Consider the following 11857-nt stretch of genomic DNA (forward strand, 5'->3'; position numbering starts at 1 on the left):
TCTCCCGACTCCCGTTCAGTATCGGACACGGGTGGACCTCACCCGGCACGGGCCGGGTGAGGTCCCCCTCGATGAGCGGTGTCCCCGGTCAGCCGCAGCGGCCCGCCGGACGGGTGCGGGTGACGAGGTTCGTCCAGCCCGTGGTGCCGTCGAGCCAGACCACCTGGGTGCCGGCGAGCGCCGCCGGTGAGAGTTGTTCGCCGCGGTTGCACGAGACGCGCTGCTTACGGGAGCCGTCGGTGGTCAGCTGCCAGTTCTTGGGCAGGGTCTCGTTGCGGTACGCCGTGTCCGGCAGGACCGCGTTGACCGTGACCGCCGACTCCGAGACCGTCAGGTCGGAGGCGATCAGTGCGCCCGGCTTGCCCTCGGCGCTGATGTCGTACGCGCCGGTGCCGTCGAGGTTCGCGCGGCGGATGCCCATCTGGCCGTCGTCGGCGATGTTCTCGTCGGTGAGCCAGAAGACGTGGCTGCCGTTGACGGCCGTCTGGCCGAGGGTCTGCGGCTCGTCCAGCTGTTCGGCCAGGGTCTTCTTCCCGGTCTTCAGGTCGAGGATCTCCACGCCGAGCCGGTAGTCCTGGCCGTCCGGGTACAGCTTGGCGTACGCGATCCTGCCGTGGGCGATGGACGGAAGGCCGGTGAGGACGTCGTCGCCGCCGCCGTCCACGTACGTGGGCTCACGGTCGCCCGGGCGCAGGTGCACGACATGGCGGGTGAACAGGCCCAGCGTCTCGAAGACCGTCACCCCGTTCTCGACGCGCAGGCCCGAGACGTCCGAGGTGGTGGAGGTGTACAGCCGCTTGATCGGACCGCCCGCGACGGGCCGGGAGAGGATGTCCACGCTCGCCGGGCCGTACGCCGCCCAGACGACGGTCCTGCCGTCCGTCGCCGGGTGGACGTGGTAGCGGCCGTCGTTGGGGCTGATCAGCTTGGGGGTGCCCGTGCCGTCCGCCCGGCCGGCGTAGACGGAGTACGGCTCGGTGCCGTCGTCGTTGGACTTGCTCGCGGCCCACCAGCCGCCGCCCGCCTGGACTCCCGTGCCGCCGGTGTTGAGCTTGCCGAACAGCTCGTCGGAGTCGACGCCCAGCGCCTGCTCCCAGCCGGCGACGATGCCGTGGGCGTTGAAGGAGCGCTCGGCGGCGTTCAGCCGCTGTCCGGTGACGCCCAGGTCCTTGGCCGCGGCGACCACCGCGTTGCGGCCGTCGGTGAAGCCGTCCAGCGGGGTCATGTACTCGGTCAGCGCCTTGTACACGATCCGGTCGGCGAGCTCCGCGCCCAGGTCCTCGCGCAGGTCCCACAACGCGCCGGAGAAGATGGTCGAGTTGAGGTGTACACCCCCGTTGTCGGTGCCGAAGGTGACGCCCAGGAAGTTCTTCGAGGTCGTCGCGCCGTCGTTGAGGTCACGGAAGGCGCACGCGCGGGGTGCCGTCGTACGGCACAGGTCCTCGCCGATCAGGCCCGCGTCGGGGTCGTCCATGGACATGCCGGTACGGGTGACGTCGATGGCGTTGCCGAAGTAGTCGGCGATCGCCTCGTTGAGGGCGCCGGACTGGCCCGCGTACACGAGGTTGGCGCTGTTCTCGACCACGCCGTGCGTCATCTCGTGGCCGACCACGTCGAGGTCCGCCGACAGCGGCTTGTACTCCTCGTCGCCGGAGCCGTACACCATTTTCGTCCCGTCCCAGAAGGCGTTGACGAACGGCAGCCCCAGCTCGGTGACGCCCACAAGGGAGTTGACGGAGGAGCCGCGGCCGTCGAGGCCGGTCCTGGCGTGGTGCTTCTTGTAGTAGTCGTAGACCTGCCCGGCCGCCCAGTGCGCGTCGATGGCGCCCGCGTCGGTGGCCTCGCGGCCGAACTGAGGGGTGGGCGAGCCGAACTCCGCGATGCCCTCCGGCCAGGTGCCCACGACCTCGTAGACGTCCTTGTCGCGGGCGTCCCACGTGGTCAGGGTGTTCTTGGTGCCGTCCGCCATGCGGGCGTGGTCGGCCAGGACGTACCGGTCGCCGTCCTTGCGGACGTTCAGCGCGACCTTCGCGCCGTTGAGCAGCGTGCCGCTGCCGACCGTGCCCGGGTGCTCGGCGGCCGGGTGCTCGGCGGCCGGGTGCTCGGCGGCCGGGTGCTCGGCGGCCGGATGCAGCACGGCACGGCGGTCCGCGGCCTTGCGGGCTGCGGCCCTGGGCGCCGCCGCGGTCGCGGTCCTCGGCGGCGTGATCGTCTTGATGGCGCTGAACTGGAGTACGGGGAACCCGGCCCGCGCGTCGATGTAGACCTGCTGGAGCACGGGCGCGCCGGTCGCCGGGTTCGTCCCGCGTACGGTCACGTGGTGGGCGAGGACGCCCTCGCCGCGCGGGATCACCACCAGGCCCCCGGCGGTTCCGCTGAGCGGCGTGGCCCTCTTCGCGTCGGTCCTGGCCAGGCGGTGGCCGCCGAGCCGTTCGAGGGTGGCGGCGACCGCGCGCCGTACCGCCACGTCCTTGGCCACGGCCGGCTCCACACCGGTCGTCAGGCCTGTGAAGTACTTGCCCGACGTGCCGGTGACGACCCGTTCACCGCCCTTGGTCTCCATCCGGACCACGTACTGCCCGCCGAGCACCGGCACGCCCCGGTGCTTCTGCTGAAGCCGTACGGTCTCCTCGGCGCCGCGCCTCAGCGTCTGCACGGGGGCGAGATCACGCCCCGGTTGGGCGATCTTGTAGCGGCTCTCCTTGGCGGCCAGGTGCCCGCGCGCCGCGTCCGCCGGGCTCGCCTTCCCGTCCGCCGCCTCGCGGATGCCGTCGACCAGGGCGGGGGTCGCGGTCCGCGCCCCCGGGATGACGTCGGCGGGCGGTTGCGCGGCGGGCGGGGTCGCCGCCCCGGCCGGAATCGCCGTGATCAGAAGCCCGGCGGCGGCGAGCAGTGCCGCTCCCCCGGCCCCCGCCCGTATGCCGGATCCCCCTGCGTGCGTGCTGCGTGTGCGCACCGTCCGTACCCCTCCCACGTGCTGATCAGCCGTTCAGGTGGTCATGGCCATGCAAGCGGCGGGGGGTCAGAGGGGCAATGGATCAAGGGGGTTGAGAAGTGGACACGCACACTTGTGTGGCCTGAGCGGGCGGAGTGAGAATCCGACGCATGATCCAGGGAGAACTGACCACTCTCGGCCTGGGCAGGACCGAGGAGCGCGCCTACGAGGCGCTGCTGAGGGAACAGGCGGACGGGGCCGACGATTTGGCACGGCTGCTGGACCTGCCGCGCGAGCGGCTGGACGCGGCGCTGGACCGGCTCGTCGAGCACGGTTTCGCCCGGCCGCCCGATCCTGCTCACGAGGGCTGCCTGCCGCACCCGGCCGCGCCCGCCGCCGCGCTCCGTACGCTCATCCACCGCCGCCAGGCGGAACTGCACCTGAAGTCGGCGGAGCTGGCGCGGTTACGGATGGCGGCGGACCGGCTGGTGGGGGACTTCGGCGAGCCGCGTGCGAGCGGCGCGGGCGTGGAGGTGGTGACGGGGCGGCGGGCGATCGCCGCACGCGTGGAGGGGCTGCTGGCCGCCGCCGAGCGGGAGGTGGTGATCCTGGACCGGCCGCCGTTCACCTCGCCGGACGTCGGCGCGCTGCTGGCCCGGGGCGTGAAGGTGCGGGCCGTGCTGGACCGGGCCGGGCTGGCGGACCCGGCGCGGACGCGGGCGCTGGCCTGCCTGGCCGGGCGGGGGCTACGGGTTCGGGTCGCCGGGGACGTCCCCGCCAAGCTGCTCGCCGTGGACCGGCGCATCACGCTGCTGCCGCCGACGGAGGCGGCCGGGCCGCGGGCGTCCGCGCTGGTGGTGGGAGACGGGCTGCTGTGCGGGGCGCTGGTGCCGCTGTTCGAGGCGGTGTGGGAGCGGGCCACGCCGCTGGGCGGGGGCGACGGGGGGCTGCGCGGGCCGCAGCGTGAGCTATTGGCGCTGCTCGCGGCGGGGCTCAAGGACGAGGCGATCGCCCGCCGACTGGGCGTCCATGTGCACACGGCACGGCGGCGGATCAGCCGGCTGCTCGAATCGCTGGACGCCCGGACGCGGTTCCAGGCGGGGGCACGGGCCTCGTCGCGGGGGTGGCTGGATTCCTGAGCCGGGCGGCCATGGGCAAGGATGGGGCGTATGCACGGGAAAAGGCCGTCGCCAAGGCCGTTGTTGTGGATCGCCGCCCTCACCGTCGTGGCCACCGCCGGCGCGTGCGCGGGACCGTCCCATTCGGCGCCGCGCGCGCGGGCCGCCACGAGCGGCCCACCGGCGCCGCAGCGTTCGGCCGCACCCGGGGCCGGGCTGCCATCGGTGGGGGTACTGCTCGACGCACACGGCCACTGGTGCACGGCGAGCGTGGTGGACAGCCCAAAGGGCAACGTCGTCGCGACCGCCGCGCACTGCGTGTACGGGGACGGGGCGGCCACCGAGAACTTCTCGTTCGCGCCCGCCTATAGCGGGAAGGCCCGGAATCCGGCGCCGTACGGGGAGTGGAAGGTCCGCTCGGTGGCGGTGGACGACGCGTGGCGCGAGCACGCCGACGACGCGCACGACTACGCCTTCCTGACGCTGGAGGCGGACGGCCGTGGCCGCCAGGTGCAGCAGGTGGTCGGCGCGGCGAAGCCGGAGTGGACGTCCGGGCCGGTGCGCCGCGTGACGGTCGTCGGCTACCCCAACAAGGAGCACAATCCGGCCGACGGGCCCGTCTCGTGCACCACGGGCACGGCGAAGGACCCGCACCTGGCCGGCTCGATGGTGATGGAGTGCGACGGCTTCTTCGACGGCACCAGCGGCAGCCCCTGGCTCGCGGACGGCCGTCTGATCGGCGTGCTGAGCGGCGGCGACACGGACACGGAGTCCACGGCGGTGCTCTTCGACGCGAGGACGCGGGCGCTGTACGACCGCGCGGTGAAGGCGTCGGGCGCCTGAGCCGAACCCGGGGTCCGGTCCCGGGCGGGAGTCCCGGCCGGGCGGCGCCCGGCGGGGCCGGCCGGGCCGGTGCGCGGCCGGTGTCGCGGGGCCCTTACGCCAGGCGGCCCACCGGGCGGCCGACCCCGCGGCCACGGTGCCGGGCGTCACCCGGCCCCGCCGCGCGGAGGGCGCGGCGGGGCTCACGGGGGGGCCGGTCCCCGAGCCCGCGAGGGCTCACGGGGCTCCCGGGGGGCCGGTCCCCGAGCCCGCCAGGGCTCCCGGGCTCACCGGTGCTCCGGGGCTCCCGGGCTCCCCGGGCTCCCGGCGGGGTCAGGCCGCGACGGGTTCCGCGGCCGGGGCCGTCGTCGCCGGGGCGAGGGCGATCTCCAGCACCTGGCGGACGTCCGTCACCGGGTGGACCTCCAGCCTGTCGAGGATCTCGGCCGGGACGTCGTCCAGGTCCGCCTCGTTCCGCTTCGGGATCACGACCGTGGTGATGCCCGCCCGGTGCGCGGCCAGCAGCTTCTGCTTCACGCCGCCGATGGGCAGCACCCGCCCGGTCAGCGACACCTCGCCGGTCATCGCCACGTCCGTGCGCACCAGGCGCCCGGACAGCAGCGAGGCGAGGGCCGTCGTCATCGTGATGCCCGCGCTCGGGCCGTCCTTCGGGACCGCGCCCGCCGGGAAGTGGATGTGCACGCCCCGGTCCTTCAGGCCGGTGACGGGCAGCTCAAGTTCGGCGCCGTGCGAGCGCAGGAAGCTCAGGGCGATCTGCGCGGACTCCTTCATCACGTCACCGAGCTGACCGGTCAGGGTCAGTCCCGCCGCGCCGGTCTCCGGGTCGGCCAGCGACGCCTCGACGAACAGGACGTCGCCGCCCGCGCCGGTGACCGCGAGGCCCGTCGCCACGCCCGGCACGGCGGTGCGGCGCTCGGCCGGGTCCTGGGCGGACTCGGGCACGTGGTGCGGCCGGCCGATGAGGCGGCGCAGGTCGGACTCCTCGACGGTGACCGGCAGCTCCCGCTCGCCCAGTTCGTGCTGGGCCGCGATCTTCCGCAGCAGCCGGGCGATCGACCGCTCCAGGTTCCGTACGCCCGCCTCCCGCGTGTACTCGCCGGCCAGCTTGCGCAGCGCCGGTTCCTCGATGGTGACCTCGCCCGCCTCCAGACCGGCCCGTTCCAGCTGGCGCGGGAGCAGGTGATCGCGGGCGATGACGATCTTCTCGTCCTCGGTGTAGCCGTCGAGCCGGACGATCTCCATCCGGTCGGCCAGCGCCTCGGGGATGGCCTCCAGGACATTGGCGGTGGCGAGGAAGACGACGTCGGAGAGGTCGAGTTCGACCTCCAGGTAGTGGTCGCGGAAGGTGTGGTTCTGGGCGGGGTCCAGCACCTCCAGCAGCGCCGCCGCCGGATCGCCGCGGAAGTCGGAGCCGACCTTGTCGATCTCGTCGAGCAGGACGACCGGGTTCATGGACCCGGCCTCCTTGATGGCGCGGACGATCCGGCCGGGCATCGCGCCCACGTACGTACGCCGGTGGCCCCGGATCTCCGCCTCGTCGCGTACGCCACCGAGGGCGACCCGCACGAACGTCCGGCCCATCGCGTGCGCGACCGACTCACCCAGTGACGTCTTGCCGACGCCCGGCGGCCCGACCAGCGCGAGCACCGCGCCGCCGCGCCGCCCGCCGACGACGCCCATGCCGCGGTCGGCGCGCCGCTTGCGCACCGCCAGGTACTCGGTGATCCGTTCCTTCACGTCGTCCAGGCCCGCGTGTTCGGCGTCCAGGATCTCCTTGGCGCCCTTGATGTCGTACTGGTCCTCGGTGCGTTCGTTCCACGGCATGTCGAGGACGGTGTCCAGCCACGTCCGGATCCACGAGCCCTCGGGCGACTGGTCGGAGGTCCGCTCCAGCTTGCCGACCTCCTTCAGCGCGGCCTCGCGCACCTTCTCGGGCAGGTCGGCGGCCTCGACGCGGGCCCGGTAGTCGTCGGTCTCGTCGCCGTCCCCGGAGTCGCCGTTGAGCTCGCGCAGCTCCTTGCGTACGGCTTCGAGCTGGCGGCGCAGCAGGAACTCCCGCTGCTGCTTGTCGACGCCCTCCTGGACGTCCTTGGCGATGGACTCGGCGATGTCCTGCTCGGCGAGGTGGTCGCGCAGCTGCTCGGTGGCGAGCTTGAGCCGGGCGACCGGGTCCTCGGTCTCCAGCAGCTCCACCTTCTGGGCGGTCGTCAGGAAGGGGGAGTACCCGGAGTTGTCGGCGAGGGCGGAGACGTCGTCGATCTGCTGGACGCGGTCCACGACCTGCCAGGCGCCGCGCTTCTTCAGCCAGCTGGTGGCGAGCGCCTTGTACTCCTTGACCAGGTCGGTGATCTGCCCGGGCAGCGGGTCGGGGACCTTCTCCTCGACCGTGGTGCCCTCGATCCAGAGCGCGGCGCCCGGCCCGGTCGTCCCGGCGCCGACCTTGACCCGGTGGCGGCCGCGGATGAGCGCGCCGGGGTCGCCGTCGGAGAGCCGCCCCACCTGCTCGACCGTGCCCAGGACGCCCATCGCGGCGTACGTCCCGTCGATCCGGGGGACCAGCAGCACCTGCGGCTTGCCCTTCCCTTCCCCACCGGTCCGCGCGGCGGCCTGCGCGGCCTCCACCGCGGCGCGCACCTCGGTGTCGGTGAGGTCCAGCGGCACCACCATTCCCGGCAGGACGACCTCGTCGTCGAGGGGCAGCACGGGCAGGGTCAGCGGTGCGGACGTCGAAGCCATGATCTCCCCTTCAGCAGTCAAGTTGAGCTGTACAGGCTCAATGCTTGTGATCCCCCGGATGTTCCCTCTGCCGTGTTCGCTGTGAGCGATCAGCCGGCTGCGACCCAGCGGCGCCGCGCCGCCCGGCGCACCAGCGGCCAGCAGCCGACACCGATCAACAGGGCCAGCGGATGGCCCCAGTTGGTGAGCGGATCGGTGAACGCGATCAGGTCCTGGAGCAGCATCACCGACACCCACGCGAGCACGATCCCGCGCGCCACCGGATGGAGCAGGCCCGCCAGCGCCCCGACGGAGGCCATCAGCCCGAAACTGATGCCGTAGTCGAGCCGGTGCAAGGACGTGTGGGGCAGCTGCCCGGCCAGTACGGACAGGCCGACCGGGATCTCGGTGGCCAGCGTCGCCACGACGTGCCCGACCAGGAACACCGCGGCCGCCCGCCACGCGCCGACGCGGCGCTCCAGCGCGGTCAGGACGAAGACGAACCCGATGACGTACGGGGAGGACAGCCCGCCCGCCACCCACAGCGCGCTGGCGAGGAGGACGAGCAGCGGCGTACGGGACAGATGGGCGACGTCGGTACTGGAGGCGTCCAGCAGATGGGCGACGGTGCCGGGGTCGGCGTACTCGGCGAAGAGCGAGGTGGCGACCAGGACGAGGGTGTAGCCGAAGGTGAACGGCGTACCGGTGGGGGTGGGCAGCAGCCGGCCGGCCCGCCGCCACCATGACGGTACGGGGGGCGCGGGAGCGGCGGTGACCGGGCGCCGGCGCGGGATGCCGTGCAGCGGCTCAACGCCTCGACGCGCGGCACGCGTCCGGAGCTGGTGCACCGCGAGGCCGCCCTTCCCTCTCACAAACCCCGAACCGCCCCCGGATCAACCTTGCCCGAGCCGACGCGATCATGTGGCGCCCGCTCCATGACATAGGTCACACCGGGCAACCCGCGGCCCGCCCCCGCGTGGCGCCTGCCTCGCTACGCTGACGCCCATGGCCGCGACTGATCACCCGCCGACCGAGCCCCTGACCATCCCCGGCCCACCCGTCACCCTCGACCGGCGTGAGGGTCCGTACGGCGAGGTGGTGCTGCGCCGGCGCGGCGAGGACTTCGAGATCATCGCCAACGGCACGTTCCTGATGGACACCTCCGACGGCCGCTCCGAGCGGCTGCTGATCGACGCCGCCCGCCAGGCGCTCGGCACGCGCCCGCACCCGGCCGTCCTCGTCGGCGGGCTCGGCGTCGGCTTCTCGCTGGCGCACGCGGCCGCCGACCCCGCCTGGGGCCGGATCGCGGTGGTGGAACGGGAGCAGGCCATCATCGACTGGCACCGTCAGGGCCCGCTCGCCCGTGTCTCCGGCGAGGCGCTCGCCGATCCGCGCACCGTCCTGGTCCACGACGACCTCGTCGCGTACGTGCACGACTCCCCCGACACGTATGACGCGCTCTGCCTCGACATCGACAACGGCCCCGGCTGGACCGTCACGGAGGGCAACGACAGCCTCTACTCGCCCGCCGGTCTGGCGGCCTGCGCGGCCCGCCTGAACCCCGGCGGAGTGCTCGCCGTCTGGTCCGCGCGACCGTCCGCCGATTTCGAAGAGTCATTGCGGAATGCCGGTTTCAGCGGGGTAAGAACCGAAGAGATCCCGGTTGCCCGGGGCGTACCGGACGTGGTCCACCTCGCCGTTCGACCTGCGTAGCCGGGACGCGGTCGGTGCCTTTACGCTGCTGACCGAACACACGGATCTACACGCTCGCGCAGGACGCGACAGGGGCGGGGCGATGGAGCAGACACACACCAGCCATACCGGCACGGCGGCGGTCACGCCGGGTACGCAGCGCCGAGTGCTGGTCGTCGAGGACGACACCACCATCGTCGAGGCGATCTCCGCACGGCTCCGCGCCGAGGGGTTCCTGGTGCAGACGGCCACCGACGGCCCGGCGGCCGTGGACGCCGCCGAGGCGTGGCAGCCCGACCTGATGGTGCTCGACATCATGCTGCCCGGCTTCGACGGCCTGGAGGTCTGCCGCCGGGTCCAGGCCCAGCGGCCGGTACCGGTGCTGATGCTGACGGCTCGCGACGACGAGACCGACATGCTGGTGGGCCTCGGGGTCGGCGCCGACGACTACATGACCAAGCCGTTCTCGATGCGGGAGCTGGCGGCCCGGGTGCATGTGCTGTTGCGCCGGGTGGAGCGGGCGGCGCTGGCCGCGGTGACGCCGCGCAGCGGCATCCTGCGCCTGGGCGAGCTGGAGATCGACCACGCGCAGCGGCGGGTGCGGGTCAAGGGCGACGACGTCCACCTCACGCCGACCGAGTTCGATCTGCTGGTGTGCCTGGCGAACACCCCGCGCGCGGTGCTCTCCCGCGAGCAGTTGCTCGCCGAGGTGTGGGACTGGGCGGACGCGTCGGGCACCCGGACCGTGGACAGCCACATCAAGGCGCTGCGCCGCAAGATCGGCGCCGAGCGCATCCGTACGGTGCACGGTGTCGGGTACGCCCTGGAGACGCCGGCCCCATGAGTGCGCTCCGGTCCCGGCTGCGGTCGGTCTCGATCTCGATCAAGACCAAACTGGGCACTCTCGTCGTCGTCTCGGTCTTCATCACGACCGGGCTGCTGATGGTCGCCCTGCGCACCGAGACCGAGCTGCGCTTCATCACCGTCTTCTCGGTGATCGCCACGCTGCTGATCACCCAGTTCGTGGCGCACGGCCTGACCGCGCCGCTGGACGAGATGAACACGGTCGCCAAGGCCATCTCGCACGGCGACTACACGCGCCGGGTGCGCGGCGCCGACCGCCGCGACGAGCTGGGCGACCTGGCCTGCACCATCAACCGCATGGCGGACGACCTGGAGGCGGTGGACCGGCACCGCAAGGAGCTGGTCGCCAATGTCTCGCACGAGCTGCGCACGCCCATCGCCGCACTGCGGGCGGTGCTGGAGAACGTCGTGGACGGCGTCTCGGCCGCCGACCCGGAGACGATGCGCACGGCGCTGAAGCAGACCGAGCGGCTGGGCGGCCTGGTGGAGACGCTGCTGGACCTGTCGCGGCTGGACAACGGTGTCGTACCACTGCGCACGCGCCGCTTCGAGGTGTGGCCCTACCTGTCGGGCGTGCTGAAGGAGGCCAACCTGGCCGCCTCGCAGCGCGCCGTGGGTTCCGGCTCGGGCAGCCACACCCGTAAGGACGTGCATTTGCACCTGGACGTGTCGCCGCCCGAGCTGGCCGCCCGCGCGGACACCGAGCGGCTGCACCAGGTGGTGGCGAACCTGATCGACAACGCGGTGAAGCACTCGCCGCCGCACGGCCGGGTGACGGTTCGGGCCCGGCGGGGGCCGCTGCCGGAGTCGCTGGACCTGGAAGTGGTGGACGAGGGCCCCGGCATCCCGGAGTCGGAGCGGCGCAAGGTCTTCGAGCGGTTCAACCGGGGCAGCGTCCCGGCACCGCACGGCCCGGACAGCGACGGCGGTACGGGACTGGGGCTGGCGATCGCCCGCTGGGCGGTCGATCTGCACGGCGGCCGCATCGGGGTGGCCGAATCCGCACGTGGATGCCGTATTCAGGTCACCCTTCCGGGGATTCCGCAGCCGCGCGGTTGACGTAGGGTTCGAACCGGAGGGCCGCATTCTGCGTGGACACACGCGGGAGGCGATGGGGGCCGGGCCGCGTCGGGGCCGCAGCCGGGCGGACGCGTGCCCGATCATGGGCGAACCACGCTTGTTTCCCGCCATTTCCTGCCCCGAAACCCGCCTTCCGATGTGATGTACGCGACGATGACCAGCCCGGCCTGCACCTCCAGGCCAGGGAGGCGTAGCCTTTATTTCCGCTGTCCATCACCTTGTGAAGCGGAAGAGGGCGGTTGCCGCCGTGTCGTCTCAGTCCCCCAGTAACCCGAGCATCTCGACCGACCAAGACGGGCAGGGTCCTGAGAACCCTGCTGCCGCGTTCGGTGCCAACGAGTGGCTCGTCGACGAGATCTACCAGCAGTACCTCCAGGACCCGAATTCGGTCGACCGTGCCTGGTGGGACTTCTTCGCCGACTACAAGCCGGGCAGCGCGTCCGGCTGCTCCGCCCTCGCCCGCGGGCTTGTCCGCCGAGCCGGCTGCGGGTGGCGCTCGCCGCCGTGGCGCCCGGGGTAGCCGCCGAGGTGGTCCAGAGCGTGGCGTTCGGTGAGCCGGTGCGCACCGGGGCGGGCGGGATCGACGCCGGGCAGCTGCTGGAGCGGCTGG

8 protein-coding genes and 1 pseudogene are annotated in these 11857 nt (G+C 72.9%); 6 read left to right on the plus strand and 3 right to left on the minus strand.

Features of this window, described 5'->3' with window-relative positions:
• Positions 1-88: 88 nt before the first annotated feature.
• Positions 89-2956, minus strand: a complete 2868-nt coding sequence (locus QWM81_RS10875) for a M4 family metallopeptidase (RefSeq protein ID WP_290111590.1) — start codon at positions 2954-2956, stop codon at positions 89-91.
• Positions 2957-3105: 149 nt separating this feature from the next.
• Here QWM81_RS10875 and QWM81_RS10880 point away from each other — a divergent pair, with 149 nt between their 5' ends.
• Both QWM81_RS10880 and QWM81_RS10885 read left to right on the plus strand, forming a co-directional pair.
• A complete protein-coding gene (locus QWM81_RS10880; RefSeq protein WP_290111591.1) occupies positions 3106-4074 on the plus strand; it encodes a helix-turn-helix domain-containing protein in 969 nt (322 codons plus the stop codon).
• 30 nt (positions 4075-4104) lie between these two features.
• On the plus strand, positions 4105-4896 hold the full coding sequence (locus QWM81_RS10885; protein WP_290111593.1) for a trypsin-like serine peptidase: 792 nt from the start codon (positions 4105-4107) through the stop codon (positions 4894-4896).
• 312 nt (positions 4897-5208) lie between these two features.
• On the opposite strand, the gene lon is transcribed toward QWM81_RS10885, so the two are convergent.
• Positions 5209-7632 carry an endopeptidase La gene (lon, locus tag QWM81_RS10890; protein WP_290111595.1) on the minus strand — a complete coding sequence of 808 codons (2424 nt, stop codon included), beginning with the start codon at positions 7630-7632 and terminating at the stop codon, positions 5209-5211.
• Positions 7633-7721: 89 nt separating this feature from the next.
• The gene (locus QWM81_RS10895; RefSeq protein WP_290111596.1) at positions 7722-8459 is read right to left on the minus strand and encodes a rhomboid-like protein; all 738 of its coding nucleotides are present in this window, start codon (positions 8457-8459) and stop codon (positions 7722-7724) included.
• 157 nt (positions 8460-8616) lie between these two features.
• Here QWM81_RS10895 and QWM81_RS10900 point away from each other — a divergent pair, with 157 nt between their 5' ends.
• The 4 genes and pseudogenes from QWM81_RS10900 to QWM81_RS10915 all read left to right on the plus strand — a co-directional run.
• A complete protein-coding gene (locus tag QWM81_RS10900) occupies positions 8617-9324 on the plus strand; it encodes a spermidine synthase family protein (RefSeq protein WP_290111597.1) in 708 nt (235 codons plus the stop codon).
• An 82-nt stretch (positions 9325-9406) separates the two neighbouring features.
• The gene (locus tag QWM81_RS10905; RefSeq protein ID WP_290111598.1) at positions 9407-10147 is read left to right on the plus strand and encodes a response regulator transcription factor; all 741 of its coding nucleotides are present in this window, start codon (positions 9407-9409) and stop codon (positions 10145-10147) included.
• Positions 10144-11226, plus strand: a complete 1083-nt coding sequence (locus QWM81_RS10910) for a HAMP domain-containing sensor histidine kinase (RefSeq protein ID WP_290111600.1) — start codon at positions 10144-10146, stop codon at positions 11224-11226. Before QWM81_RS10905 ends, QWM81_RS10910 begins: the two co-directional genes overlap by 4 nt.
• Positions 11227-11494: 268 nt before the next feature.
• Positions 11495-11684: pseudogene (locus tag QWM81_RS10915) on the plus strand (2-oxoglutarate dehydrogenase E1 subunit family protein); the annotation flags it as partial.
• Between the last annotated feature and the right edge of the window lie 173 nt (positions 11685-11857).

The sequence above is a fragment of the Streptomyces ficellus genome, assembly GCF_030406405.1.
Taxonomy (GTDB): Bacteria; Actinomycetota; Actinomycetes; order Streptomycetales; family Streptomycetaceae; genus Streptomyces; species Streptomyces ficellus_B.

What these genes read in the sequence shown, in the direction of transcription:
- QWM81_RS10880 (WP_290111591.1), top strand. Translation starts at nt 3,106, where the DNA reads ATGATCCAGGGAGAACTGACCACTCTCGGCCTGGGCAGGACCGAGGAG.
- QWM81_RS10885 (WP_290111593.1), top strand. Translation starts at nt 4,105, where the DNA reads ATGCACGGGAAAAGGCCGTCGCCAAGGCCGTTGTTGTGGATCGCCGCC.
- lon (WP_290111595.1), bottom strand. Translation starts at nt 7,632, where the DNA reads ATGGCTTCGACGTCCGCACCGCTGACCCTGCCCGTGCTGCCCCTCGAC.
- QWM81_RS10900 (WP_290111597.1), top strand. Translation starts at nt 8,617, where the DNA reads ATGGCCGCGACTGATCACCCGCCGACCGAGCCCCTGACCATCCCCGGC.
- QWM81_RS10905 (WP_290111598.1), top strand. Translation starts at nt 9,407, where the DNA reads ATGGAGCAGACACACACCAGCCATACCGGCACGGCGGCGGTCACGCCG.
- QWM81_RS10910 (WP_290111600.1), top strand. Translation starts at nt 10,144, where the DNA reads ATGAGTGCGCTCCGGTCCCGGCTGCGGTCGGTCTCGATCTCGATCAAG.